This window comes from Comamonas odontotermitis, assembly GCF_020080045.1.
GTDB lineage: Bacteria > Pseudomonadota > Gammaproteobacteria > Burkholderiales > Burkholderiaceae_C > Comamonas > Comamonas odontotermitis.
Window position 1 is genome coordinate 440,795 of record NZ_CP083451.1, and the last position, 23,583, is coordinate 464,377.

Consider the following 23,583-nt stretch of genomic DNA (forward strand, 5'->3'; position numbering starts at 1 on the left):
CAAGGCTTTGTTGCATCTTGCACGGCTGCTTGTAACACCTCCGTCATCGCTGCTGCCGATGATGCGCGCATCGCTTACTTTCAACCATAGCAATGATGCGACTCTCTTCTTTTGGCGCTGGCCGCCCGCAGGCTGCGCGCCGCTCCCGCCAGGCCTTGGCCGTTTTGGCAGCACTGGCTGCTGCGGCCATGCTCACCGCCTGTGGCGGCGGCTCGGGTGGTGACAAATCGGCCACTGCAACGCTGGCCGTTCTGGAAACTACCGATCTGCACTTCAACATCCGCAGCTACGACTACTTCAAGCTGGCGGACGATCCCTCGTACGGCTTTGAACGCACCGCCACCCTGATCCGTAAGGCACGCAGCGAGTTTGCCAATACCTTGCTGGTGGACAACGGCGACACCATCCAGGGCACGGCGCTGGCCGACTATGAGGCGCAGGTGGCCCCGATTGCCTGCGAGCAGCAGTTGTCCATGTACAAGGCTATGGGTGTGCTGCAGTTCGATGCGGGCACGCTCGGCAACCACGAGTTCAACTACGGTCTGCCATTCCTCAACCAGGTGTTGGGCGGAGGTCTGAAGGTTGACGGGGTGGATGCAAGCAAAAAATGCGCGGGCCCGGGCTTCCCGATGGCGTTGGCCAATGTGATCAGCACCCAGACCAATGCACCGCTGGTGGCGCCGTATGTGGTGCTGAACCGCGAAATCACCGGCGTAGACAGTGACGGAAAGGCCACCAGGCTGCCTATCAAGATCGGCGTGATCGGCTTTACCACGCCCGGCATCATGGGCTGGGACAAGCGCCACCTGGAAGGCAAGGTGCGGGTGACCGGCGCTGTTGAGGCGGCGCAGAAATATGTGCCCGAGCTGCGCAGCAAGGGCGCAGACATCGTGGTGGCGCTGCTGCACGGCGGGCTGGATGCCTCGGAATACCGCACCGACATGGAAAACCCCGGCCTGTACCTGAGCAAGGTGGCGGGCATCGACGCGATGGTGATGGGCCACCAGCACAGCGTGTTCCCTGATACGGCGGACAAGCCGGCCTTCAGCATGGCGGGGGTGGACAACAAGGCGGGCACCATCAATGGCGTGCCCGCGGTGATGGCCAGCTCCTGGGGCAAGGCCCTGGGTGTGGTGGCGCTGTCGCTGCGCTGGGACGGCAAGGCCTGGAGCGTGGACAAGGCCAAGAGCAAGTCGGAGTTGCGCAACACGGCAACCGGCAAGGATGCCGCAGGCAAGGCCATCTATGTGGCGGTTGATGGCAGCATCGCCCCGGTGGTGGAGGGCCAACACCAGGCTGCCATCCGCTATGTGAAGACGCCGGTGGGCCAGACTGACTTTCGCATGGGCACGCAGTTTGCCGATGTGGGCGATCCGGGGGCGATCCAGATCGTCAACCAGGCGCAGCAGGACTATGTGCAGCGCTATGTGGCAGCCAATCTGCCGCAGTATGCGCAGTTGCCGGTGCTGTCGGTGAGCGCGCCGTTCAAATCGGGCTTCCAGGGCGGTGCGGACTACACCGACGTGGCTGCTGGGCCGTTGGCCATCTCCAGCGCCGCCGACCTGTACCTGTACCCCAACACCGTGTATGCGGTGAAGGTGACGGGCGCGCAGGTCAAGAGCTGGCTGGAAGCGGCGGCCCAGCGCTTCAACCGCATCGATCCGGCAGCTACCGCAGACCAGTGGTTGATCAGCAGCTTTCCTGGTTACAACTTCGACATGTTCACCACGGCTGACGTGCAGTACCAGATCGACGTGACCCAGCCGGTGGGCAGCCGCATCGTGGGCCTGCAGTACAAGGGCCAGCCGATCAACACCGCGCAGGAGTTCGTGATCGCCACCAACAATTACCGCGCCACCAGCGGCAAGGGCTTTCTGCCGGAGCTCGATGGCCGCTCCACCATCTACGCGTCGCCCGACGCCAACCGCGATGTGGTGATTGCCTATATCAAGGCGCACCCACAGATCACGCGTGCGGCCAATGGCGCAGCGCAGAGTTGGCGCTTTGCCAAGACGCCGACTGCCGGCAAGGTGCTGTTTACCTCGGCAGCGAATGCCCTGTCGGTGGCGCAGGCGGCTGGCCTGGCCAATATCAGTGTGGACAAGGCAGACGACGGCACTGGCACGCAGCGCGCGGTCTACCGCATCGATCTAGGCCAGTAAGCGGCACCCCAAAAGGAGAGCGGCTGGCACGCCAGCCGCTTTCTCTTTGATGAAGCTGGGCTCATTTTCCTGTACGCGTCAGGTAGCGCTTGTACGAGAAAAAGCCAATCAGTGTCACCGTGATCAGCGCCATCACGCCCATGGCCCACCAGAAGCCGTCTTCCTTGTGGATCAGCGGAATGAATTCGAAATTCATGCCGAAGATGGCGGCGATCAGGTTCAACGGCAGGAAGATGGCGGTGATGGTGGTGAGCGTGCGCATGATGTCGTTGGCACGGTTGCTCTGCACGCTGAAATGCATCTGCACGGCGGTTTCGGTGCTTTGCTCCAGCCGGCGCACATGGTGCACCACGCGCTCGATGTGCTCCAGCACGTCGCGGCTGCGAACCTTGAGCGCTTCCAGCTCGCGCTGTGCGCTTGCCGATTCGGGCAGGGGCCAGGTTTCGACGGCATCCACCCAGTCCTGTACTGCAGCGCGCTGGTCCTCGCAGATTTCGTCGAGCTGGTGCAGAGTCAGGCGTGCTTCGAGCAGGGCCTGCCAGTTGGCAATGCGCTTGCGCGGGGCCAGCAGCGCGCTTTGCCACTGGTCCAGGTGTCGCGACAGCTCGCGTCGCAGGTCCAGGTAGTTGTCCACGATGATGTTGACGGTGCGCATCATCAGGTCGGCGGGCGATGTGGGCAGGCGAACTGGCTGCACGCCGCTTGCACCCGCAGCGGGTGCGGCCGCCGGTGCGCGGTAGGCCTTGTCTTCGCGCGCGAGCCGCTCCTGCGTGGCGTTGGAGAGCGGATCGGGCTCGGCAGGCGCGCTGCCGCTCGCGTCCGTCCGCGCAAACTGCAGCAGACGCCGCGCATAGGCATCGCGCACGGTGCAGTCTTCCGGGTGTACCGACAGCAGCACCCGTTCCCAGGCGGCAAAGCCAACCGGCGTAGTGCTGATGTGGGGCGCGTCATCCGTGGGTTTGGCCGCTGCCGTGCGGCGCGCGGCGGCCAGGGCGGCAGAGCCGGTCTTGGAGGGGGTGGATGCCAGGCGGCGGATCACCAGCAGGTCGTACTGCGAGGTGTAGTCATAGTGCGATGGCAGCTGGGGGTTGAGCAGGTCGGACACATGCAGGTCTACCAGCGGCGCGCCCGAGAGCTTTTGCAATGCCAGCTGCAGGCTGCCCAGCTGTTCGCTGAAATAGCTGCGCGCACAGGCCAGCCACAGAAAGCCCTTGTCGGGCAGCTGGTAGGGCACGGCGGCCAGCTCGGTCGCTTCGTTGCCTGCGATGTGGAAGATGCGGATGCTGCTGGGGTTACTCACCATCAATTCCTGGATAGACTTCGCCCGCCAGCATGGCAAAAAAAACAGGCCTGCGCAAGCTGCGCAGGCCCTGTTTGTTCGGAGTGCTATTGTTTTTATGCCTTGAGCAGGCGTGCAGCATCCAGCGAGAAATAGGTGAGGATGCCGTCGGCGCCCGCGCGCTTGAAGGCCAGCAAGGACTCCATCATCACCTTGTCGTGGTCCAGCCAGCCATTCTGGGCGGCAGCCTTGAGCATGGCGTACTCGCCCGATACCTGGTAGGCAAAGGTCGGCACCTTGAATTCGTCCTTGACGCGGCGCACCACATCCAGGTACGGCATGCCGGGCTTGACCATCACCATGTCGGCGCCTTCGGCCAGGTCCAGCGCCACCTCGCGCAGGGCTTCGTCGGTGTTGCCGGGGTCCATCTGGTAGACGTTCTTGTCGGCCTTGCCCAGAGCGCCGCGCGTGCCCACGGCATCGCGGAAGGGGCCGTAGAAGGCGCTGGCGTACTTGGCGCTGTAGGCCATGATGCGGGTGTAGATGTGGCCTTGGGCCTCGAATGCCTCGCGGATCGCGCCGATGCGGCCATCCATCATGTCGCTGGGCGCGACGATGTCGACACCGGCTTCGGCATGGTTGAGTGCCTGGCCGATCAGGATTTCCACCGTTTCGTCGTTCAGGATGTAGCCGGTCTCGTCCAGCACGCCATCCTGGCCGTGGCTGGTGTAAGGGTCGAGCGCCACGTCGGTCATCACGCCCAGATCGGGAAATTCCTTCTTCAGCGCGCGCACCACGCGCGGGATCAGGCCATCGGGGTTCAGCGCTTCCTTGCCGTCGGGGGTCTTGAGTGCCGCGTCGATTTGCGGGAACAGCGCCAGCACCGGAATGCCCAGCTTCACACATTCCTCGGCCACGGGCAGCAGCAGGTCCAGGCTGAGGCGATCTACGCCGGGCATGGAGCTGACGGCTTCGCGCTTGCCCTGTCCTTCATGCACGAACACCGGGTAGATGAAATCATGCGGCGTGAGCACATTCTCACGCACCAGGTTGCGGGTGAACGCATCACGGCGCAGGCGGCGCGGACGGTTGTGTGGAAATGGTGTAGGGCTGGACAGATGCATGCGCCGATTGTGCGCCAGATTGCCCGGGGCGGCTGTCGCCCGCTGCCAAAACTGCGTCGGCGGCTGCGGTTTGATTTACATCAAGATTGCGAGCGCATTTTTCTTCCGCAACGGTGATGGCGCCAGCTACTACACTTGGGGGGATGCTGTGGATCAAAGCCTTTCATATCGTGTTCGTGGCCAGCTGGTTTGCCGGCCTGTTCTATCTGCCGCGCATTTTTGTCAATCTGGCCATGGTTCCGGCCGATTCGCAGGCCGAACGTGAGCGCCTGCTGCTGATGGCGCGCAAGCTGCTGCGCTTCATGACGATGATTGCCGTGCTGGCGCTGGGTTTTGGTCTGTGGCTGTGGCTGGGCTGGTGGCGCGGTGCGGGGGGCTGGCTGCACGCCAAGCTGCTGATCGTGGCGCTCATCATCGGCTACCACCACGCCTGCGCGGTGCTGCTGCGCAAGATTGCCAATGGCACGGACAGGCACTCGCATGTCTGGTACCGCTGGTTCAACGAGGTGCCTGTGCTGCTGCTGATTGCCGCCGTCATCCTGGTGGTGGTCAAGCCCTTTTGATTTTTGACATGCGTCATTTCTGAAATGCAAGACCAGCTTGCTGCGCAGCAGCCCGCAGACAACCACCGAACCATTGCCTGGCCGCTGGTGCTGGTGTATGCGGTGCTGATCGTCTTTGCCAGCCTGTTTCCTTTTGAGGGCTGGCGCACGCAGGGCATTTCGCCTGCGGAGTTTCTGCTGGCGCGGATTCCCCCGCCGTACTGGACCTGGTTTGACGTGCTCGTCAACGTGGCGGGCTATGCGCCGCTGGGCTTTTTGCTCAGCCTGGGGTTCTGGCGCCATGGCTGGCGCAGATCGGGCTGGCTGTGGGCGTTGCTGCTGGGCGGTGCGCTCTCGCTTGCCATGGAGTTTCTGCAGATATTCCTGCCCCAGCGGGTGTCGAGCAACATGGACTGGATGCTCAACAGCATGGGCACGCTGGCGGGGGCATTGCTGGTGCCGCTGTTTGTATGGGTGGGTATTTTGCGACGCTGGAGCGATGTGCGCGACCGCTGGTTCATGCCCGATTCGCGCGGCGCCATCGTGCTGCTGCTGCTGTGGCCGCTGGCGCTGCTCTTTCCGCCGCCGCAGCCCTTTGGTCTGGGCCAGGTGTTCGACCGGCTGGAGAGCTGGCTGGTCGATATTTTGGTGAATACCGCGTTTGAAGAATGGATGCCGAACTTCATGCAGGCCAATGAGCCCTTGTCGCCCATCGGCCAACTGGTGGTGGTGATGCTGGGACTGCTGATACCGTGCTGGCTGGCGTTCAGCGTGATGACGCACCTCACGCGCCGCATGGTGATGGTGGGGCTCATTGTGGTGGTGGGGATTGCGGTTTCGGCCCTGTCGTCGGCGCTCAGCTACGGCCCGGCATTCGCCTGGGACTGGCTGGACCATACCGCGCGTCTGGGCATTGCGCTCGCACTGGCGCTGGCGCTGCTGCAGGTCGGCCTGCCGCGGCGCTATTGCGTGCTGCTGCTGTTGATGGGCGTCATGATCGATGTGAACCTGCTCAACCAGGCACCGCCCAGTCCGTACTACGCCACGGCGTTGCAATCGTGGGAGCAGGGCCGGTTCATCCGCTTTTTCGGGCTGGGCCAGTGGCTGGGCTGGCTGTGGCCGTTTGCGGTGATCGTGTACGTGTTGCTGCTCCTGGGGCGTGTGCCGCGCGATGTGGTGGCGCGCCGCCGGAGGCAAAGCGCCGGGCAGTGAAGCGCAACCGCGCTGCCGTCATGGGTGATGGCGGCCTGCCAAGCTGCCACAATAGCGCCATTGCATTTGACGAGAGCGAGCCATGAGTGAGCAGAACCCCGGCAACAAAGGCCAGTATTACCAACACCATGTGTTCTTCTGCCTGAACGACCGTGCCAATGGCGAAGACAGTTGCGCCCACCACGGCGCCCAGGCCATGTTTGACCACTGCAAGGCACGCGTCAAGGCCGAGGGCCTGAACGGCCCTGGCAAGGTGCGCATCAACAAGGCAGGCTGCATGGACCGCTGCGCAGGCGGCCCCATCATGGCCGTGTACCCCGAAGGGGTCTGGTACACCTATATCGACAACGACGATATCGATGAGATCATCGAGTCGCACCTGAAAAACGGCAAGGTGGTCGAGCGCCTCGTGACGCCGCCCGAAGTAGGGCGTTGATTCTTTAAATAAATTGCCTCTGGCGCTTATCTGATAAGCGCCAGTAGCTATGGAGTTGATAGCGTCATGAATGCGCAGACAGAACGATTCACCATCCACGGCCCGGCCGGAATCCTGGAGGTGGCCCGCGACGCGGCCGCTGCCTCCGACGGCGTCGTGCGCGGCACTGCCGTCATCGGCCATCCGCACCCGTTATTCGCAGGCACCATGGACAACAAGGTGGTGCAGACCCTGGCGCGCGCCTTTGTCGGCAGTGGCTGGAATGCACTGCGCTTCAACTTTCGCGGCGTAGGCCAGTCGGCCGGCACTTACGACGAGGGCCGGGGCGAGCGCGAGGATTTTCTGGCGGTGGTGGAGCAATTGGCACCGCAGGGGGCGCTGGCGCTGGCGGGCTTTTCGTTTGGCTCGTTCGTGATGAGCCACGCACTGGCGGAACTTTGGCCTCGGCGCCAGATCGAGAAAGTGGTGTTTGTGGGTACGGCCGCGTCGCGCTTCACCGTGGCTGCGGTACCGCCCGAGGCGCACGAGCGCACCCTGGTCATCCACGGAGAGGTGGACGACACCGTGCCGCTGTCTTCAGTGATGGATTGGGCGCGGCCACAGATACTTCCGGTTACGGTTGTGCCAGGGGGTGCTCACTTCTTCCACGGACAATTGCCGCTGCTCAAAGGCTTGGTCATGCGCCACCTGAGCGCTGCTGCGGCTTGACCGTGGTGTAGTATTGCTATTGGTTTTGATGGCCTGCCGCCCGCTGCATGGGCTTTGGCAGGCAAGTTGTAAAGTTGGACGACATGAAATCTTCTTTGATGCCCACCCTGCGCACCTGGGCTGCTGCGGCCTTGCTGGCCCCCACACTGGCCCTGGCCCAGCTGGCGGCACCTGTACCTCCCGAAATCGCCGCACGCAATTACCTGTTGTTCGATGCAACCACCGGCCAGGTACTGGCTGCCAAGGACATTGATGCGCCGGTGGAGCAGGCATCGCTCACGAAGCTGATGACCGGCTATGTGGTGTTTGACGCGCTTCGCGCCAAGAAAATCAGCCTGGAGCAGACCCTGCCGGTGAGCGAGCGGGCCTGGAAGATGCCGGGCTCCCGCATGTTCATCGATCCCAAGATGCAGGTGAAGGTAGACGACCTGCTGCACGGCATGATCGTGCAATCGGGCAATGACGCCACCATGGCGCTGGCCGAAGGTGTGGGCGGCACTGCCGAGAACTTTGTGCGTCTGATGAACGAGCAGGCCAAGGCCCTGGGCATGACGAACACGGCCTACAAGAACCCGGAAGGCCTGACCGAGCCCGGCCATACGACGACCGCTAAGGACCTGAGCATTCTGGCCAATCGCCTGATGAAGGACTTCCCGGAATACATGCACTACTACTCGACCAAGCAGTGGTACTACCCCGGCACACCCAAATCCAACGGCACCAATCGTAATACTTTGTTGTTCCGCGATCCCACGGTGGATGGCCTGAAAACCGGACACACCAATGCCGCGGGCTACTGCCTGGTATCCACGGCCAAGCGCCAGGTGCCCAATGCAGGCGACCGCCGCCTGATCTCGATCCTGCTGGGCGCTGCCAGCGACAAGGACCGCGCCAATGAAAGCCAGAAGCTCTTGAATTGGGGCTATACCGCGTTCGACACCGTCAAGCTGTTTGATGGCGGCCAGCCGGTGGCAACGCCCAAGGCCTGGAAGGGGGCGCAGGACACCGTCAAGATGGGCAGCGCCACGCCAATCATCGTCAACGTGCCTGCTGGTACCGGTGGCAAGCTGGAAACCCAGGTGGTCAGCCAGGAGCCATTGATCGCGCCTTTCACCAAGGGTCAGAAGCTGGGCAGCCTGAAAGTGATGGCTGGCGGCCAGCAAGTGGCGGAAGTGCCGCTGGTGGCGCTGGAGGATGTGGGCGAAGCCGGCATCTTCGGCCGTGCCTGGGATGCGATCCGCCTCTGGATCAAGTAAGCGGCTCTGGGCGCCAAAGCGCCCAGAAATCGAAAAAAAGCGTGCCTTGGCACGCTTTTGTCGTTTTGAATGCTCCAAAAACAGGAGCTGAGAGTGTTTGACTGGCGCGTGCCATTCCGTAAAAACCTGTCTTGTGCAGCGGGCACACTACGGGTTCCCCCGTAAACATTTGCCGATTTTGGCCTTCGGTGGTACATTAGAGGGCTTTTCGGAATTTCCGAAGGGATTCACGTTTTCGCTTTTCAAAGCAAATTCACGTTTAGGGACGTTTAATTAATGCCAACCATTAACCAACTCGTGCGTCAGGGCCGCACGGTAGAAGTTGTTAAATCCAAGAGCCCTGCTATGGAAAACTGCCCACAGCGCCGTGGCGTGTGCACCCGTGTGTACACCACGACGCCTAAGAAGCCTAACTCCGCTCTGCGTAAGGTGGCCAAGGTTCGTCTGACCAATGGTTTCGAAGTCATTTCGTACATTGGCGGTGAAGGCCACAACCTGCAAGAGCACAGCGTCGTGCTGGTGCGCGGCGGCCGTGTGAAGGACTTGCCAGGTGTGCGTTACCACATCGTGCGCGGTTCGCTTGACCTGCAAGGCGTCAAGGACCGTAAGCAAGCCCGTTCCAAGTACGGTGCAAAGCGTCCTAAGAAGGCTTAATCGCTTTTTTCAAGACATTCCCGGTGTTTGTCAGCCAGGCAGGCTGTGCAAACGTAGTGACCCCAAAGGCAAGTGTTTTGCCCGGGTCGAGTAAGTGGGAGTCCATGTATTGGCTCTCGCGGTGTCTGAAAAGATGCCAACTGAAGCAAAGATAGAGGTGAAGAAATGCCACGTCGTCGCGAAGTCCCCAAACGTGAAATTCTGCCGGATCCAAAGTTCGGCAATGTAGAGCTGTCCAAATTCATGAACGTGATCATGGAAGGCGGCAAGAAGGCAGTTGCAGAGCGCATCATTTACGGCGCTCTGGATCTGATCGAGAAGAAGCACCCAGGCAAGGATCCTCTGGAAGCTTTCGTTGTTGCCATCAACAACGTCAAGCCCATGGTCGAAGTGAAGTCCCGCCGTGTTGGCGGTGCCAACTACCAGGTGCCAGTGGAAGTGCGTCCTGTCCGTCGTCTGGCTCTGTCCATGCGCTGGATCAAGGAAGCTGCTCGCAAGCGTGGTGAAAAGTCGATGGCCCAACGTCTGGCCAACGAGCTGCTGGAAGCCACCGAAGGCCGTGGCGGCGCGATGAAGCGCCGTGACGAAGTGCACCGCATGGCCGAAGCGAACAAGGCATTCAGCCACTTCCGCTTCTAATCTGAGCGATCTCTCTCGATCCCCAAAGGCCGCCAGCAACAGATTTTTGCTTGCGGCCTTGCTTGGATTCAGACTGCCCTCATATCGTGGTTGATGTCTGTGCTACTCGCCAGTTTGCATCACCTCCTCCTCACTGATCAACAAAGGATCAATCATGGCTCGCAAGACCCCCATCGAGCGCTACCGCAATATCGGTATTTCTGCGCACATCGACGCAGGTAAAACCACCACGACCGAACGTATCCTGTTTTACACCGGCGTGACCCACAAGCTGGGTGAAGTGCACGACGGCGCTGCTACCACCGACTGGATGGAGCAGGAGCAAGAGCGCGGTATCACCATCACTTCCGCTGCAGTGACCTGCTTCTGGAAGGGTATGGACATGTCTTACCCAGAGCACCGCTTCAACATCATCGACACCCCCGGCCACGTGGACTTCACGATTGAAGTGGAGCGTTCCATGCGCGTGCTGGACGGTGCCTGCATGGTGTACTGCGCTGTGGGTGGCGTGCAGCCACAGTCCGAAACCGTGTGGCGTCAGGCCAATAAGTACAAGGTGCCTCGTCTGGCCTTTGTGAACAAGATGGACCGTACCGGTGCCAACTTCTACAAGGTCTATGACCAGATGAAGCTGCGCCTGAAGGCCAACCCTGTGCCTGTGGTGATCCCAATCGGCGCTGAAGAAAACTTCAAGGGCGTGGTTGATCTGGTCAAGATGAAGGCCATCATCTGGGACGAAGCTTCCCAGGGTATGAAGTTCGAATACCAGGACATTCCTGCCGATCTGGTGGAAACCGCCAACAAGTGGCGTGAAAACCTGGTGGAGTCGGCTGCCGAAGCGTCAGAAGACCTGATGAACAAGTACCTGGAAGAAGGTACCCTGTCGGAAGAAGAAGTGAAGGCCGGTATCCGTGCCCGCACGCTGTCGACCGAAATCCAGCCTATGCTGTGCGGCACCGCGTTCAAGAACAAGGGTGTGCAGCGCATGCTGGACGCTGTGATCGACTATCTGCCTTCGCCAGTGGACATCCCTGACGTGGCTGGTACCGATCCTGACGACGAAGAAAAGAAGCTGACCCGCAAGGCTGATGACAGCGAAAAATTCTCGGCTCTGGCGTTCAAGCTGATGACCGACCCATTCGTGGGCCAGTTGACCTTCGTGCGTGTGTACTCGGGCGTGCTCTCCAAGGGCGACACCGTGTTCAACTCGGTCAAGGGCAAGAAAGAGCGTATCGGCCGTATCGTGCAGATGATGGCGAATGACCGCATCGAAGTGGATGAAATCCGCGCCGGTGACATCGCCGCCTGCGTGGGCTTGAAGGACGTGACCACGGGTGAAACCCTGTGCGATGTCGGCGCCCCTATCGTGCTGGAACGCATGGTGTTCCCAGAGCCCGTGATTGCACAGGCTGTGGAGCCCAAGTCGAAGGCCGATCAGGAAAAGATGGGCATCGCCCTGTCGCGTCTGGCTGCAGAAGATCCATCCTTCCGCGTGCGTTCGGACGAAGAATCCGGTCAGACCATCATCGCCGGTATGGGCGAGCTGCACCTGGAAATCATCGTTGACCGCATGAAGCGTGAATTCGGTGTGGAAGCCAACGTGGGCAAGCCCCAGGTTGCCTACCGCGAAACCATCCGCAGCACGGTCAAGGACGTGGACGGCAAGTTCGTTCGTCAGTCTGGCGGTAAGGGTCAGTACGGCCACGTGGTTCTGACTCTGGAGCCTCAAGAAGCCGGCAAGGGCTTTGAATTCGTCGACGAAATCAAGGGCGGTGTGGTTCCTCGCGAATACATTCCTGCGGTGGAAAAGGGCGTGATCGAAGCACTGACCTCCGGTGTTCTGGCTGGCTACCCTGTGGTGGACGTCAAGGTTCGCCTGACCTTCGGTTCGTACCACGATGTGGACTCGAACGAAATGGCGTTCAAGATGGCTGCCATCTTCGGTTTCAAGGAGGGTGCCCGCAAGGCCAATCCCGTCATCCTCGAGCCAATGATGGCCGTGGAAGTGGAAACGCCTGAAGACTACGCCGGTACCGTGATGGGCGACCTGTCGTCCCGCCGCGGTATGGTGCAGGGCATGGAAGACATGGTTGGTGGCGGCAAGGCCATCAAGGCAGAAGTGCCACTGTCCGAAATGTTCGGCTACGCCACCTCGCTGCGTTCGCAAACGCAAGGTCGCGCTACGTACACGATGGAGTTCAAGCACTACGCTGAAGCTCCTCGCAACGTGGCAGAAGCCATTGTTGCAGCACGCGCCAAGGCCTAATGAAAGTAGCGCTTGCGCCCGTTGATTGGGTGCAAGCAGCTATCTTTTTAATAGTTTGTCTACGATCCGGTGCCGCTTTGTTTCCTGTGCGAAGCGACCAAGCAATCGGGTGTAGACGTTAAACCCAACACAGGTTTTGCTCTTTATTTGGAGAATTTCTCATGGCAAAAGGTAAGTTTGAACGTACCAAGCCCCACGTGAACGTGGGCACCATCGGTCACGTTGACCACGGCAAGACCACCCTGACGGCTGCTATCGCTACCGTTCTGTCCAAGAAGTTTGGCGGCGAAGCCAAGGCTTACGACCAGATTGACGCGGCTCCTGAAGAAAAGGCCCGTGGTATCACCATCAACACCGCTCACGTTGAGTACGAAACGGCTAACCGCCACTACGCTCACGTTGACTGCCCAGGCCACGCTGACTATGTGAAGAACATGATCACCGGCGCTGCCCAGATGGACGGTGCTATCTTGGTTTGCTCTGCCGCTGACGGCCCAATGCCACAAACCCGCGAGCACATCCTGCTGTCGCGTCAGGTGGGCGTGCCTTACATCATCGTCTTCCTGAACAAGGCTGACATGGTGGACGACGAAGAACTGCTGGAACTGGTGGAAATGGAAGTCCGCGAACTGCTGGACAAGTACGATTTCCCTGGCGACGACACCCCTATCATCCGCGGCTCTGCAAAGCTGGCTCTGGAAGGCGACCAATCCGACAAGGGTGAGCCTGCCATCATGCGCCTGGCTGAAGCCCTGGACACCTACATCCCAACGCCTGAGCGCGCTGTGGACGGCACCTTCCTGATGCCTGTGGAAGACGTGTTCTCGATCTCCGGTCGTGGTACCGTGGTGACGGGCCGTATCGAGCGCGGTATCGTCAAGGTCGGCGAAGAAATCGAAATCGTCGGTATCAAGGACACCCAGAAGACCACCGTCACTGGCGTGGAAATGTTCCGCAAGCTGCTGGACCAAGGTCAAGCTGGTGACAACGTTGGTCTGCTGCTGCGCGGCACCAAGCGTGAAGACGTGGAGCGCGGCCAAGTGCTGTGCAAGCCAGGCTCCATCAAGCCACACACCCACTTCACCGCTGAAGTGTATGTGCTGAGCAAGGATGAAGGCGGTCGCCACACCCCATTCTTCAACAACTACCGTCCTCAGTTCTACTTCCGTACGACCGACGTGACCGGTGCCATCGAGCTGCCAGCCGACAAGGAAATGGTCATGCCTGGTGACAACGTGTCCATCACCGTCAAGCTGATCGCTCCTATCGCTATGGAAGAAGGTCTGCGCTTCGCTATCCGCGAAGGTGGCCGTACCGTTGGCGCTGGCGTGGTTGCCAAGATCATTGCGTAATCCTTTACCTATAACAAGGAATACACAATGTCCAAGCAAAAAATCCGCATCCGCCTGAAGGCGTTTGATTACAAGCTGATCGACCAGTCGGCTGCCGAAATCGTGGAAACCGCGAAGCGCACCGGCGCTATCGTGAAGGGTCCAGTGCCACTGCCCACCCGCATGAAGCGTTTCGACATCCTGCGTTCGCCCCACGTGAACAAGACCTCGCGTGACCAGCTGGAAATCCGCACTCACCAACGTCTGATGGACATTGTCGATCCTACCGACAAGACTGTTGACGCTCTGATGAAGCTGGACCTAGCTGCCGGCGTGGACGTCGAGATCAAACTGCAATAAGGCCTGAAAACCACATCCCCGGATGTGGTTGCTAGCCCTTTCTGACGCGAACTTGCCTATTTGGGAAGTTCGCGTTAGAATTTATGGCTTCGCACTTTAGCTATCTAAATGATCTCTTCATTTGGGGTGTGAGCGCGAAGTTTTTATCAACCTTCTTTCGTGCAAGGGGCTTTTGGCCTTGCGCAACACCGAGCCAATTGCAGTTTCGGTGGCGGAAGTTTTGGAGCAACAAATGAGTCAAAGCAACTCCCTCGGGTTGCTGGGTCGTAAGGTAGGCATGATGCGCCTGTTCACGGATGACGGCGATGCAGTGCCTGTCACCGTGGTGGATGTATCTAACAACCGCGTGACCCAGGTCAAAACCCAAGAGAACGACGGCTATGTGGCCTTGCAGGTCACCTTTGGTCAACGCCGCGCTTCGCGCGTGACCAAGCCCGCCGCTGGCCACTTGGCCAAGGCTGGTGTGGAAGCCGGTGAAATCACCCAGGAATTCCGCGTTGGTGCAGACACTGCCGGCAAGTATGCCGCTGGTGCTTCCCTGCCAGTGACCGAGATCTTCGCCGTGGGCCAAAAGGTCGACGTGCAAGGTACCTCGATCGGTAAGGGCTACGCCGGTACCATCAAGCGTCACAACTTCAGCTCGCAGCGTGCTTCGCACGGTAACAGCCGTTCGCACAATGTTCCCGGCTCGATCGGTATGGCACAAGACCCAGGTCGCGTGTTCCCCGGCAAGCGCATGACCGGTCACATGGGCGATGAAACCGTGACTACCCAGAATCTCGACGTGGTTCGCATCGACGAAGCCCGTCAACTGCTGTTGATCAAGGGTGCGATCCCTGGCGCGAAGAATGGCTTCGTGACCGTGCGCCCCGCTGTCAAGGCAGCCGCTAAAGGAGCGAACTAATGAAGCTCGAACTCCTGAACGAACAAGGTAAGGCAGCATCCCAAGTGGACGCTCCTGAGACCGTGTTTGGTCGTGATTTCAACGAAGACCTGATTCACCAGATCGTCGTTGCTTATCGCGCCAATGGCCGTCAAGGCACACGTGCTCAGAAAGACCGTGAACAAGTAAGCCACACCACCGCCAAGCCTTTCAAGCAAAAGGGTACTGGCCGTGCACGTGCCGGTATGTCGTCGTCGCCTCTGTGGCGTGGCGGCGGTCGCATCTTCCCGAATCTGCCTGAAGAAAACTTCACGCAGAAGATCAACAAGAAGATGTACCGCGCCGGTATGGCTTCCATCCTGTCGCAGCTGGCCCGCGAAGGCCGTCTGGCCGTGGTGGAATCGCTGAAGGTGGACTCTCCAAAGACCAAGGCTCTGGCTGACAAGTTCAAGTCCATGAACCTGGACTCGGTGATGGTGATCGCTGAAGAAGTGGACGAAAACCTGTACCTGGCATCGCGCAACCTGAAGAACGTGTTCGTGGTCGAGCCACGCTACGCTGACCCAGTGTCGCTGGTGCATTTCAAGAAAGTGCTCGTCACCAAGGGCGCGATCGACAAACTCAAGGAGATGTTCGCATGAGCACGCTGAAGTTTGACGAAGGTCGTCTGATGCAAGTGTTGGTCGCTCCCATCGTGTCCGAAAAGGCCACCCTGGTTGCCGAAAAGTCCAACGCTGTGACGTTTAAGGTGCTGCAGAACGCTACCAAGCCAGAAATCAAGGCCGCTGTGGAATTGATGTTCAAGGTTGAGGTGCTGGGCGTGTCTGTGGTGAACACCAAGGGCAAGACCAAGCGCTTTGGCAAGACCATTGGCCGTCGCGACAACGTTCGCAAGGCTTATGTTCGCCTGAAGCCCGGTCAAGAGCTGAACCTCGGGGAGGCTGCTTAATCATGGCTGTTATCAAGCTCAAACCAACTTCCCCAGGCCAACGCCATGTGGTGAAGGTGACCCGCAGCCACCTGCACAAGGGTGAAGGTTTCGCCCCCCTGCTGGAGCCTCAGTTCCAGAAGGCCGGTCGCAACAACAACGGTCACATTACTACCCGTCACAAGGGCGGTGGTCACAAGCACCACTACCGCGTGGTGGACTTCAAGCGCAACAAGGACGGTATCCCCGCCAAGGTTGAGCGCATTGAATACGATCCAAACCGTACCGCTCACATCGCTCTGGTGTGCTATGCAGACGGCGAGCGTCGCTACGTCATTGCTCCTCGCAACCTGGAAGTTGGCGCAACCATCATCAGCGGCTCTGAAGCGCCGATCCGCGTGGGTAACACTCTGCCGATCCGCAACATCCCTGTGGGTTCGACCATCCACTGCATCGAACTGAAGATCGGCGCTGGTGCGCAGATCGCACGTTCTGCTGGTACGTCGGCAACCCTGCTGGCTCGTGAAGGCGTCTACGCTCAAGTGCGTATGCGTTCGGGCGAAGTTCGCAAGGTGCATATCGAATGCCGCGCAACCATTGGTGAAGTCGCCAACGAAGAACACAGCCTGCGCCAATTGGGCAAGGCCGGTGTCAAGCGTTGGATGGGTATCCGCCCAACCGTCCGCGGTGTGGTGATGAACCCTGTTGACCACCCACATGGCGGTGGTGAAGGCAAGACCGGTGAAGGCCGTCACGCAGTTGACCCATGGGGCAATCTGACGAAGGGCTACCGTACCCGTAACAACAAGCGCACACAGACCATGATCGTGTCGCGCCGTAAGAAGTAAGGGGTAACAAATGACTCGTTCTCTCAAAAAGGGCCCGTTTGTTGACCATCACTTGCTGGCCAAGGTCGAGAAGGCCATTGCCACCAAGGACAAGAAGCCAGTGAAGACCTGGTCGCGTCGCTCCATGGTTCTGCCCGATTTCATCGGTCTGACCATCGCTGTGCACAACGGCAAGCAACACGTGCCTGTGTATGTAACCGACCAGATGGTGGGCCACAAGCTGGGCGAATTCGCCCTGACGCGCACCTTCAAGGGTCACCCAGCTGATAAAAAAGCGAAGAAGTAAGGAGTAGACCATGTCTGAAACACGTGCAGTCCTCCGCGGCGTTCGCCTGTCGGTTGACAAAGGCCGTCTGGTTGCGGATCTGATTCGCGGCAAGAAGGTTGACCAAGCTCTGAACATTCTCGAATTCACGCAGAAAAAAGCTGCTGTGATCGTCAAGAAGGTTCTGGAGTCCGCTATCGCCAACGCTGAGCACAACGACGGCGCTGACATCGATGAATTGAAGGTCAAGACCATCTTCGTCGAGCAAGGCACGACGCTCAAGCGTTTCACCGCTCGCGCCAAGGGCCGCGGCAACCGCATCAGCAAGCCTACCTGCCACATTTATGTGACCGTGGGTAACTGAGGCCTAAAGGAAGAATATGGGACAGAAAATCCATCCTACCGGCTTCCGTCTGGCGGTGAGCCGCAACTGGGCTAGCCGCTGGTACGCAAGCAACCGTGACTTCGCCGGTATGCTGGCCGAAGACATCAAGGTTCGTGAGTACCTGAAAGAGAAGCTGAAGAACGCTGCCGTGGCACGCGTTCTGATCGAGCGTCCTGCCAAGAACGCCCGTATCACGATCTACTCGGCTCGTCCTGGTGTTGTGATCGGCAAGAAGGGTGAAGACATCGAGAACCTGAAGAAGGAACTCGCTGCTCGCCTGGGCGTGCCAGTCGCTGTGAACATCGAAGAAGTGCGCAAGCCTGAAATCGATGCCCAGCTGATTGCTGACTCGATCACCCAGCAGCTCGAAAAGCGTATCCAGTTCCGTCGCGCCATGAAGCGTGCGATGCAGAACGCGATGCGTCTGGGCGCTCAAGGTATCAAGATCATGTCGTCGGGCCGTCTGAACGGTATCGACATCGCACGTACCGAGTGGTACCGCGAAGGCCGCGTGCCTCTGCACACCCTGCGTGCCGACATCGACTATGGTTTCTCTGAAGCCAAGACCACCTACGGCATCATCGGTGTCAAGGTGTGGGTCTACAAGGGTGACACTCTGGGTCGTAACGATCTGCCAGCCGCAGAAACGCCACGTCCTGAAGAAGAGCGCCGTCCACGCGGCCCACGCCGTGACAACCGCAATGGCGATCGTCCATCGCGTGGTCCACGTCGTGCCGCTGGTGGTAATGTGGCTCCTGCAGACGGTAGCGATAAGCCTGCCGGCGCTGGTGCCGATTCCGTTAAGCGCGTTCGCAAGACTGACGCGCCCGCTACAGCAGCGGACGGTAAAGGAGAATAATTATGCTGCAACCTGCTCGCCGCAAATACCGCAAGGAGCAAAAGGGTCGCAACACCGGCATCGCAACGCGTGGTAACTCCGTTGCTTTCGGTGACTTCGGCCTGAAGTGCACGGACCGTGGCCGTCTGACGGCTCGCCAGATTGAGGCTGCACGTCGTGCAATCTCTCGTCACGTCAAGCGTGGTGGCCGTATCTGGATCCGCGTGTTCCCTGACAAGCCAATCTCGACCAAGCCAGCCGAAGTCCGTATGGGTAACGGTAAGGGCAACCCAGAGTACTACGTGGCTGAAATTCAGCCCGGTAAGATGGTGTTCGAAATCGTTGGCGTGCCCGAAGAACTGGCACGTGAAGCGTTCCGCCTGGCTGCCGCCAAGCTGCCGCTGCGCACCACGTTCGTGACCCGTCAACTTGGCGCTTAATCAGGAGAAATCGAAATGACGAAAGCTGCTGAACTGCGCCAAAAAGACGTTGCTGGCCTGGAAGCCGAGATCAAGTCCTTGCAAAAGGCTCACTTTGGTCTGCGCATGCAAAAGGCAACGCAACAACTGGGCAACACCGCTACGCTCAAGGCTACCCGCCGCGACGTGGCCCGTGCCAAGACCATTCTTGCTGAAAAGCAAGCCGCCAAGTAATAGGAGCCGACATGACGGAAGCTAAAAAATCCCTCAAGCGCACCTTGATTGGCAAGGTGGTTAGCGATAAGCGTGAAAAGACCGTGACCGTTCTGGTAGAACGCCGCGTGAAGCACCCTATCTACGACAAGATCATGATCAAGTCCAGCAAGTACCACGCCCATGATGAAAAGGGCGAGTACAAGACGGGCGATACCATCGAGATCACCGAGAGCCGTCCGCTCTCCAAGACCAAGAACTGGGTGGCTACCCGCTTGGTGCAAAAGGCTGCTCTGGTTTAAGTCTTTTCTGACTTGCGCCAACGCAACTTGAAAAACGACCCACAATCTGTGGGTCGTTTTTTTATGGCCGTTTTCCGAGGAAGACGGCTCAACTGCCAGATTGGCAATTTACAAGGAGTACACCATGATCAAAGTTGGCGATTCGCTGCCATCCGTAACGCTGAGCGAGTTTGTCGCTGTTGAAGGCAACGGCTGCAGCCTGGGCCCCAATGCATTCGACGTGACCAAGGAAGCTGCTGGCAAGACTGTGGCCGTGTTTGCCGTTCCCGGCGCATTCACGCCGACCTGCTCGGCCAAGCACCTGCCTGGCTATGTGGAAAAGGCTGCTGAATTCAAGGCTGCGGGCGTGGATGAAATCTGGTGCCTGTCGGTGAACGACGCCTTTGTGATGGGTGCCTGGGGCAAGGACCAGCACACCGAAGGCAAGGTGCGCATGATCGGTGACGGTGATGCTGCATTTGCCAAGGCCACCGGCCTGACGTTGGACCTCAATGGCAAGGGCCTGGGCCTGCGCAGCAACCGCTACTCGGCACTGGTCAAGGACGGCAAGATCGTGACCTTGAACGTGGAAGGCCCAGGCAAGTTCGAAGTCAGCGATGCGGACACCATCCTCAAGCAAGCCAAGGCTTGATACATGTCTTTTGGGCTGGTAGCGCTTGCCAGCCATGCGCTAGACGTCCTGAATCAATAGCAAAAGCACGCCTAGGCGTGCTTTTTTTGCGAGCCTGAAGGCGCAGTTGCCGCGCTGCATGCTGCAGAGAGGCCGCCTTGCGGTGTCTTGGGCTGCGCAAGGCGGGAGGCACGCGCGGTATCAGCGGTTGCGGAAATCGTCGTGGCAGGCCTTGCAGCTGGCTGCGGCCGGTCCGAAAGCGGCCTTGAGCTTGTCCAGGTCTCCGGTTTTGGCTGCGACTGCCAGTTTCACCGTCTCCGCTTGCATCTTGTCTGCCAGGTCCTTGAACTTGGCCTGCTCCTTCCATATTTCGGGCTTGGCCTTGCCGCCTTCGTGTGCCGCATCAAAGCCGGCCCAAGGCAGTTTGGCCATCTGGGCCACGATGTCGGCATTCTGCTCGGCAGCCTTGGCATCGAAGGGTACCTTGCCATTGGCCATCGCGCCTACACGGCCAAAGTGTTGGGCCATCACAAACAAGGCCGACTGGCGGTACTTGATAGCGTCTTCGGCCTTGGCAAACTGGGCAGAAGCGCCAGTGCTGAAGCCCGAGAGAGCGGCGGCACAAACCAGGGCGGCGAGCAGAGGGTGTTTTTTCATCATGGTGGGGACGTCCTTTTATCGGTATTGCGGGGGACTGTATGGCACGGCGATGGTGCATGGCGCGGAGCGCCTGGCCGGTTGCCAGCCTGCCAGAATGTGCTCCACAATGCGATCGCTGACCGATTTGTAGCACATCCCGCAGTCCAAGACCATGACAACTTCCACGACCCCCGTTGATGCCACTATCCGTGTGTGGGACCTTCCCACACGATTGTTCCACTGGCTTCTGGTGCTGTGCTTCATTGGCGCATTTGTCACCGTCAAGATCGGCGGCAATGCCATGCTATGGCACCAGCGCTGCGGGTACGCCATTGGGGCACTGTTGCTGTTCCGGCTGTTGTGGGGGGTGGCAGGGGGCTACTGGTCGCGCTTTGGACAGCTGGCTCTGTCGCCCCGCCGGGTGTTGGGCTATGTGGGTGGCAGGCCGGACGTGCGCGATGACGTGGGCCACAGCCCGACGGGGGCCTGGGCCGTTCTGGCCATGCTGGTGTTGCTGGCTGCGCAGGTGCTGAGCGGTTTGATGAGCGATGATGAAATTGCCTTTGCCGGGCCGCTGGCTCGCTTTGTATCAGGCGCTACCACCGGGCAGGCGACCTATTACCATGCCCACATCGGCCAGTGGCTGCTGCTGGGCCTGATTGGTCTGCATATCGCAGCCATCGTGTTCTATATCGTGCGGCTCAAAAAACCACTCGTTCGTCCGATGATCCATGGAGACAAGCAACTGGCTCGTGCATCGACTGCGCCTACGCCGCCAGCGTCCCGTGACACTGCGGGTTCGCGCCTGGTGGCGCTGGTACTGGCCCTGGTGTGCGCTGGAGTGATGTGGTGGGTATCCGGACTGTGAGCCCACTGGTTGCTTCATGCATCGGGAGTTACATGAAAATGGCATTCTGCGTACATACTCATTGCGCAGAATGCTATTATTTTTGATGATTCAGAGCCGGACTTCGGCCTTGAGATAGTGCGTGCCCGCAATGGGGTTGTGGTAGTACGGCGGAATCTCCTCGAACCCGAAATCTGCATACAGCGCGCGGGCGGATTCCATGCTGTCCAGAGTGTCGAGCAGTATGCAGTCGTACCCCAGCTGAGCCGCCATGGTCAAGGTGTGGTCCACCAGCTGGCGGCCCAGGCCAAAACCGCGAAAAGCCTTGCGCACATAGAGGCGCTTCATCTCGCAGGCGTTCGCGTAGTCGACATCGTCGATTGGTCGCAGGGCGCAGCAGCCGGCCACGGCGCCTTCGACAAGTGCCAGCACCAGATGACCGCGTGGCGCGGCGTATTCGCCGGGCAACTCGGCCAGTTCTTCCTCAAAACCCTGGAAATCCAGGTCCACATCCAAGCTGCCTGCGTATTCCACAAAAATCTCGCGCGTTGCTTCCAGCTCTTCTGGATTTGTTGGATGGATGAGCGTTATCTCAGGTCTGTCCACGGCCGGGGTACGTAATGAAGGAATGGGCAGTGTAGCGCCCCGCCAATGCTGCACCGCAATAGAAAGGCCCCACGCACTCTTGCCGCATGGGTTCATGGAGGGAGGCGATAGGCAGCAAAAAGCCGCCTGGACAAAGGCGGCTTTGGCGGCTCAAGGCGGGTCAGGCTTCTGCGAGCAGCTTTTCGATCAGCTTGTGCAGCTCGGCAAAATCAGGAGCGCCGACATAGCTTTTGACGATCTTGCCCTGCTTGTTGACGACGAACGTGGTCGGCGTCAGCTGAATGTCGCCCCAGTCCTTGGCGATCTTGCCGGTGTTGTCGATCGCAACCTTGAATGGCAGCTTGCGCGATTCTGCAAAATTGACCACATAGCTGGGCGGATCGTAGCTCATGGCCACGGCCAGCGTGTCGTAGCCTTGGTCCTTGTACTTGTCGTAGGTCTTGATGATTTCGGGCATCTCGGCCACACAGGTGGTGCAGCTGGTGGCCCAGAAGTTGACCAGCGTGACCTTGCCTCTCATGTCTGCCGTGGTCTTGGTGGCGCCATTGAGCAGCACGAACTGGCTCTCGGGCGCCGCTGCTTGCCCGGTGCCGTGGTACACGTAGGCACCCACGCCCACCGCCACTGCGATGACGAGGCCTGCGATCAATGAGGTGGAGGATTTGTTGGCCATTGCGGTCGGATCAAAAGCGGGGCAGAAAGTTCTGCACCGGATGCATTATGCGCGGTATGGCCGCATGTGACGGCCATCGCGGTCTTTGCCGGGGCGAGGGGGGGATGTGAGGTAATTTTGCCTTCTGGCGCTTGATAGGAGGGCGCTGGCAGCTCTCTTTTGGATAGCGAAACGTTTATCACTTCTTCGCAGGCCGCAGTCGCCGAAACCGGCAACTGGCGATAATGGCAGCATGTACCGCCTCCTTCGTGCCCTCATTGCAATGGCTCTGCTGGCCGCCTGCAGTCCTGTGCTCAACTGGCGTACGGTGTCGTTTGCCGACGCGCCGCTCACGGCGATGCTGCCCTGCAAGCCCGACCAGGCGGTTCGCGATGTGGACTGGGGCGCAGGCCGCATGCCATTGTCCATGGTGGGGTGCCAAGCGGGTGGCGCGACCTGGGCCGTGTCCCATGTGCTGCTCGGGCAGCCGCAGGACGCACCCATGGTGCTCGAACGCTGGCAGCAGGCGCTGCAAAAGCAATTGCAGCTTGCGTCCACCATTCCTGCAGGCACGCCATTTCTGATCAAGGGCGGGCTGGAATTGCCCCAGGCCATGCAGGTACAGTGGGAAGGGCGCGACGCAAAAGGAGGTGTCGTGGTGGCCGATGTGCGCTGGTTTGCAAGGCTCGAGGGCGCTGGCGTCCGCATCTACCAGGCACTGGTGCTGTCGCCTGGCCAACCTGTGGCGGCAACCGCGCGTGATACCTTTGTACAAGGTTTGCAATTGCGCTGAGGGTTTAGAACGTGTTTACGATCTCTACGCAGCCGCGTTGGAGTGCAATCGGGATGAGTTCGAAGCGATGGGGCGCAGCTTGCACCGGGGTGCAAGCAAGGGCCAGCGCGCAGAAATCGCCCGATTTCACTCCAACCCGTAGGGACAGTGGGTTTGGGGACGCCCGGTTAGGGGCGGTCTGCGTTGTTGCAAATCCTCGCAATAGCGGGGCTATTGCTGCGGTATTGCGCCTAGCAGTCCATCCCGCAACCCCACTGTCGCGGCGCGAGGAGATCGTAAACACGTTCTAAGCAACACTACCAATGTTGCGCTGCCGCATAACCGCTACACTGCAAGTATGTTGCAATGCACCAAGCTTGTGTGATGCATTGCTTCAAAACCGTTGA

29 protein-coding genes are annotated in these 23,583 nt (G+C 59.7%); 24 read left to right on the forward strand and 5 right to left on the reverse strand.

What is annotated here, in order from left to right; translation table 11 throughout:
- Window positions 1–92: 92 nt before the first annotated feature.
- The gene (locus tag LAD35_RS01950) at window positions 93–2,162 is read left to right on the forward strand and encodes a bifunctional 2',3'-cyclic-nucleotide 2'-phosphodiesterase/3'-nucleotidase (protein WP_224151086.1); all 2,070 of its coding nucleotides are present in this window, start codon (window positions 93–95) and stop codon (window positions 2,160–2,162) included.
- A 61-nt stretch (window positions 2,163–2,223) separates the two neighbouring features.
- On the opposite strand, the gene LAD35_RS01955 is transcribed toward LAD35_RS01950, so the two are convergent.
- Together LAD35_RS01955 and hemB are read right to left on the reverse strand one after the other, a co-directional pair.
- A complete protein-coding gene (locus LAD35_RS01955) occupies window positions 2,224–3,465 on the reverse strand; it encodes a magnesium transporter CorA family protein (protein WP_224151087.1) in 1,242 nt (413 codons plus the stop codon).
- 92 nt (window positions 3,466–3,557) lie between these two features.
- Window positions 3,558–4,565, reverse strand: coding sequence for a porphobilinogen synthase (gene hemB, locus LAD35_RS01960; protein ID WP_224151088.1), 1,008 nt, complete (start codon window positions 4,563–4,565; stop codon window positions 3,558–3,560).
- 143 nt (window positions 4,566–4,708) lie between these two features.
- Between hemB and LAD35_RS01965 the strand changes: the two genes are divergently transcribed.
- From LAD35_RS01965 to LAD35_RS02065, 21 genes are all read left to right on the forward strand, one after another.
- Window positions 4,709–5,128, forward strand: coding sequence for a CopD family protein (locus LAD35_RS01965; RefSeq protein WP_224151089.1), 420 nt, complete (start codon window positions 4,709–4,711; stop codon window positions 5,126–5,128).
- A gap of 24 nt (window positions 5,129–5,152) precedes the next feature.
- Window positions 5,153–6,319, forward strand: coding sequence for a VanZ family protein (locus LAD35_RS01970; RefSeq protein WP_224151090.1), 1,167 nt, complete (start codon window positions 5,153–5,155; stop codon window positions 6,317–6,319).
- Window positions 6,320–6,401: 82 nt separating this feature from the next.
- Window positions 6,402–6,755, forward strand: coding sequence for a (2Fe-2S) ferredoxin domain-containing protein (locus tag LAD35_RS01975; RefSeq protein WP_224151091.1), 354 nt, complete (start codon window positions 6,402–6,404; stop codon window positions 6,753–6,755).
- Window positions 6,756–6,821: 66 nt separating this feature from the next.
- Window positions 6,822–7,463 carry an alpha/beta hydrolase gene (locus tag LAD35_RS01980; RefSeq protein ID WP_224151092.1) on the forward strand — a complete coding sequence of 214 codons (642 nt, stop codon included), beginning with the start codon at window positions 6,822–6,824 and terminating at the stop codon, window positions 7,461–7,463.
- An 83-nt stretch (window positions 7,464–7,546) separates the two neighbouring features.
- The gene (locus LAD35_RS01985; RefSeq protein WP_224151093.1) at window positions 7,547–8,719 is read left to right on the forward strand and encodes a D-alanyl-D-alanine carboxypeptidase family protein; all 1,173 of its coding nucleotides are present in this window, start codon (window positions 7,547–7,549) and stop codon (window positions 8,717–8,719) included.
- A gap of 276 nt (window positions 8,720–8,995) precedes the next feature.
- On the forward strand, window positions 8,996–9,373 hold the full coding sequence (rpsL, locus tag LAD35_RS01990; protein WP_013517317.1) for a 30S ribosomal protein S12: 378 nt from the start codon (window positions 8,996–8,998) through the stop codon (window positions 9,371–9,373).
- Window positions 9,374–9,538: 165 nt separating this feature from the next.
- The gene (gene rpsG / locus LAD35_RS01995; RefSeq protein ID WP_184704770.1) at window positions 9,539–10,012 is read left to right on the forward strand and encodes a 30S ribosomal protein S7; all 474 of its coding nucleotides are present in this window, start codon (window positions 9,539–9,541) and stop codon (window positions 10,010–10,012) included.
- A gap of 154 nt (window positions 10,013–10,166) precedes the next feature.
- On the forward strand, window positions 10,167–12,278 hold the full coding sequence (fusA, locus tag LAD35_RS02000) for an elongation factor G (protein ID WP_224151094.1): 2,112 nt from the start codon (window positions 10,167–10,169) through the stop codon (window positions 12,276–12,278).
- 161 nt (window positions 12,279–12,439) lie between these two features.
- Window positions 12,440–13,630, forward strand: a complete 1,191-nt coding sequence (tuf, locus tag LAD35_RS02005; RefSeq protein ID WP_224151095.1) for an elongation factor Tu — start codon at window positions 12,440–12,442, stop codon at window positions 13,628–13,630.
- A 27-nt stretch (window positions 13,631–13,657) separates the two neighbouring features.
- Window positions 13,658–13,969 (forward strand): 30S ribosomal protein S10, encoded by a 312-nt coding sequence (gene rpsJ, locus LAD35_RS02010; protein ID WP_021025591.1) that lies wholly within the window; start codon window positions 13,658–13,660, stop codon window positions 13,967–13,969.
- 232 nt (window positions 13,970–14,201) lie between these two features.
- Window positions 14,202–14,873, forward strand: coding sequence for a 50S ribosomal protein L3 (gene rplC / locus LAD35_RS02015; RefSeq protein WP_184711651.1), 672 nt, complete (start codon window positions 14,202–14,204; stop codon window positions 14,871–14,873).
- Entirely contained in the window at window positions 14,873–15,493 is a 621-nt protein-coding gene (gene rplD, locus LAD35_RS02020) for a 50S ribosomal protein L4 (protein ID WP_184711652.1), read from the forward strand. Before rplC ends, rplD begins: the two co-directional genes overlap by 1 nt.
- Entirely contained in the window at window positions 15,490–15,801 is a 312-nt protein-coding gene (gene rplW, locus LAD35_RS02025; RefSeq protein WP_184711653.1) for a 50S ribosomal protein L23, read from the forward strand. Before rplD ends, rplW begins: the two co-directional genes overlap by 4 nt.
- A gap of 2 nt (window positions 15,802–15,803) precedes the next feature.
- Window positions 15,804–16,628 (forward strand): 50S ribosomal protein L2, encoded by an 825-nt coding sequence (gene rplB / locus LAD35_RS02030; RefSeq protein WP_184711654.1) that lies wholly within the window; start codon window positions 15,804–15,806, stop codon window positions 16,626–16,628.
- 10 nt (window positions 16,629–16,638) lie between these two features.
- A complete protein-coding gene (rpsS, locus tag LAD35_RS02035; RefSeq protein ID WP_024001800.1) occupies window positions 16,639–16,914 on the forward strand; it encodes a 30S ribosomal protein S19 in 276 nt (91 codons plus the stop codon).
- A gap of 10 nt (window positions 16,915–16,924) precedes the next feature.
- Entirely contained in the window at window positions 16,925–17,257 is a 333-nt protein-coding gene (gene rplV / locus LAD35_RS02040) for a 50S ribosomal protein L22 (RefSeq protein ID WP_021025597.1), read from the forward strand.
- 16 nt (window positions 17,258–17,273) lie between these two features.
- The gene (gene rpsC, locus LAD35_RS02045; protein WP_184711655.1) at window positions 17,274–18,137 is read left to right on the forward strand and encodes a 30S ribosomal protein S3; all 864 of its coding nucleotides are present in this window, start codon (window positions 17,274–17,276) and stop codon (window positions 18,135–18,137) included.
- Between the two features lie 2 nt (window positions 18,138–18,139).
- Complete coding sequence (gene rplP, locus LAD35_RS02050) at window positions 18,140–18,556, forward strand: 50S ribosomal protein L16 (RefSeq protein ID WP_184711656.1); 417 nt, start codon at window positions 18,140–18,142, stop codon at window positions 18,554–18,556.
- 15 nt (window positions 18,557–18,571) lie between these two features.
- Complete coding sequence (gene rpmC / locus LAD35_RS02055; RefSeq protein WP_184711657.1) at window positions 18,572–18,769, forward strand: 50S ribosomal protein L29; 198 nt, start codon at window positions 18,572–18,574, stop codon at window positions 18,767–18,769.
- 11 nt (window positions 18,770–18,780) lie between these two features.
- Complete coding sequence (rpsQ, locus tag LAD35_RS02060; protein ID WP_224151096.1) at window positions 18,781–19,050, forward strand: 30S ribosomal protein S17; 270 nt, start codon at window positions 18,781–18,783, stop codon at window positions 19,048–19,050.
- Window positions 19,051–19,174: 124 nt separating this feature from the next.
- The gene (locus tag LAD35_RS02065; protein ID WP_224151097.1) at window positions 19,175–19,681 is read left to right on the forward strand and encodes a peroxiredoxin; all 507 of its coding nucleotides are present in this window, start codon (window positions 19,175–19,177) and stop codon (window positions 19,679–19,681) included.
- Between the two features lie 180 nt (window positions 19,682–19,861).
- On the opposite strand, the gene LAD35_RS02070 is transcribed toward LAD35_RS02065, so the two are convergent.
- On the reverse strand, window positions 19,862–20,320 hold the full coding sequence (locus LAD35_RS02070) for a c-type cytochrome (RefSeq protein ID WP_396022768.1): 459 nt from the start codon (window positions 20,318–20,320) through the stop codon (window positions 19,862–19,864).
- 151 nt (window positions 20,321–20,471) lie between these two features.
- On the opposite strand from LAD35_RS02070, the gene LAD35_RS02075 reads away from it, so the two are divergent.
- On the forward strand, window positions 20,472–21,167 hold the full coding sequence (locus tag LAD35_RS02075; RefSeq protein WP_224151098.1) for a cytochrome b/b6 domain-containing protein: 696 nt from the start codon (window positions 20,472–20,474) through the stop codon (window positions 21,165–21,167).
- Window positions 21,168–21,257: 90 nt separating this feature from the next.
- Here LAD35_RS02075 and LAD35_RS02080 read toward each other — a convergent pair whose 3' ends face one another.
- Window positions 21,258–21,752 carry a GNAT family N-acetyltransferase gene (locus LAD35_RS02080; RefSeq protein WP_224151099.1) on the reverse strand — a complete coding sequence of 165 codons (495 nt, stop codon included), beginning with the start codon at window positions 21,750–21,752 and terminating at the stop codon, window positions 21,258–21,260.
- A gap of 160 nt (window positions 21,753–21,912) precedes the next feature.
- Entirely contained in the window at window positions 21,913–22,425 is a 513-nt protein-coding gene (locus tag LAD35_RS02085) for a TlpA disulfide reductase family protein (RefSeq protein ID WP_224151100.1), read from the reverse strand.
- Between the two features lie 232 nt (window positions 22,426–22,657).
- On the opposite strand from LAD35_RS02085, the gene LAD35_RS02090 reads away from it, so the two are divergent.
- A complete protein-coding gene (locus tag LAD35_RS02090; protein ID WP_224151101.1) occupies window positions 22,658–23,197 on the forward strand; it encodes a hypothetical protein in 540 nt (179 codons plus the stop codon).
- Window positions 23,198–23,583: the final 386 nt, after the last annotated feature.

What these genes read in the sequence shown, in the direction of transcription:
- LAD35_RS01950 (WP_224151086.1), top strand. Translation starts at nt 93, where the DNA reads ATGATGCGACTCTCTTCTTTTGGCGCTGGCCGCCCGCAGGCTGCGCGC.
- LAD35_RS01955 (WP_224151087.1), bottom strand. Translation starts at nt 3,465, where the DNA reads ATGGTGAGTAACCCCAGCAGCATCCGCATCTTCCACATCGCAGGCAAC.
- hemB (WP_224151088.1), bottom strand. Translation starts at nt 4,565, where the DNA reads ATGCATCTGTCCAGCCCTACACCATTTCCACACAACCGTCCGCGCCGC.
- LAD35_RS01965 (WP_224151089.1), top strand. Translation starts at nt 4,709, where the DNA reads ATGCTGTGGATCAAAGCCTTTCATATCGTGTTCGTGGCCAGCTGGTTT.
- LAD35_RS01970 (WP_224151090.1), top strand. Translation starts at nt 5,153, where the DNA reads ATGCAAGACCAGCTTGCTGCGCAGCAGCCCGCAGACAACCACCGAACC.
- LAD35_RS01975 (WP_224151091.1), top strand. Translation starts at nt 6,402, where the DNA reads ATGAGTGAGCAGAACCCCGGCAACAAAGGCCAGTATTACCAACACCAT.
- LAD35_RS01980 (WP_224151092.1), top strand. Translation starts at nt 6,822, where the DNA reads ATGAATGCGCAGACAGAACGATTCACCATCCACGGCCCGGCCGGAATC.
- LAD35_RS01985 (WP_224151093.1), top strand. Translation starts at nt 7,547, where the DNA reads ATGAAATCTTCTTTGATGCCCACCCTGCGCACCTGGGCTGCTGCGGCC.
- rpsL (WP_013517317.1), top strand. Translation starts at nt 8,996, where the DNA reads ATGCCAACCATTAACCAACTCGTGCGTCAGGGCCGCACGGTAGAAGTT.
- rpsG (WP_184704770.1), top strand. Translation starts at nt 9,539, where the DNA reads ATGCCACGTCGTCGCGAAGTCCCCAAACGTGAAATTCTGCCGGATCCA.
- fusA (WP_224151094.1), top strand. Translation starts at nt 10,167, where the DNA reads ATGGCTCGCAAGACCCCCATCGAGCGCTACCGCAATATCGGTATTTCT.
- tuf (WP_224151095.1), top strand. Translation starts at nt 12,440, where the DNA reads ATGGCAAAAGGTAAGTTTGAACGTACCAAGCCCCACGTGAACGTGGGC.
- rpsJ (WP_021025591.1), top strand. Translation starts at nt 13,658, where the DNA reads ATGTCCAAGCAAAAAATCCGCATCCGCCTGAAGGCGTTTGATTACAAG.
- rplC (WP_184711651.1), top strand. Translation starts at nt 14,202, where the DNA reads ATGAGTCAAAGCAACTCCCTCGGGTTGCTGGGTCGTAAGGTAGGCATG.
- rplD (WP_184711652.1), top strand. Translation starts at nt 14,873, where the DNA reads ATGAAGCTCGAACTCCTGAACGAACAAGGTAAGGCAGCATCCCAAGTG.
- rplW (WP_184711653.1), top strand. Translation starts at nt 15,490, where the DNA reads ATGAGCACGCTGAAGTTTGACGAAGGTCGTCTGATGCAAGTGTTGGTC.
- rplB (WP_184711654.1), top strand. Translation starts at nt 15,804, where the DNA reads ATGGCTGTTATCAAGCTCAAACCAACTTCCCCAGGCCAACGCCATGTG.
- rpsS (WP_024001800.1), top strand. Translation starts at nt 16,639, where the DNA reads ATGACTCGTTCTCTCAAAAAGGGCCCGTTTGTTGACCATCACTTGCTG.
- rplV (WP_021025597.1), top strand. Translation starts at nt 16,925, where the DNA reads ATGTCTGAAACACGTGCAGTCCTCCGCGGCGTTCGCCTGTCGGTTGAC.
- rpsC (WP_184711655.1), top strand. Translation starts at nt 17,274, where the DNA reads ATGGGACAGAAAATCCATCCTACCGGCTTCCGTCTGGCGGTGAGCCGC.
- rplP (WP_184711656.1), top strand. Translation starts at nt 18,140, where the DNA reads ATGCTGCAACCTGCTCGCCGCAAATACCGCAAGGAGCAAAAGGGTCGC.
- rpmC (WP_184711657.1), top strand. Translation starts at nt 18,572, where the DNA reads ATGACGAAAGCTGCTGAACTGCGCCAAAAAGACGTTGCTGGCCTGGAA.
- rpsQ (WP_224151096.1), top strand. Translation starts at nt 18,781, where the DNA reads ATGACGGAAGCTAAAAAATCCCTCAAGCGCACCTTGATTGGCAAGGTG.
- LAD35_RS02065 (WP_224151097.1), top strand. Translation starts at nt 19,175, where the DNA reads ATGATCAAAGTTGGCGATTCGCTGCCATCCGTAACGCTGAGCGAGTTT.
- LAD35_RS02070 (WP_396022768.1), bottom strand. Translation starts at nt 20,320, where the DNA reads ATGATGAAAAAACACCCTCTGCTCGCCGCCCTGGTTTGTGCCGCCGCT.
- LAD35_RS02075 (WP_224151098.1), top strand. Translation starts at nt 20,472, where the DNA reads ATGACAACTTCCACGACCCCCGTTGATGCCACTATCCGTGTGTGGGAC.
- LAD35_RS02085 (WP_224151100.1), bottom strand. Translation starts at nt 22,425, where the DNA reads ATGGCCAACAAATCCTCCACCTCATTGATCGCAGGCCTCGTCATCGCA.
- LAD35_RS02090 (WP_224151101.1), top strand. Translation starts at nt 22,658, where the DNA reads ATGTACCGCCTCCTTCGTGCCCTCATTGCAATGGCTCTGCTGGCCGCC.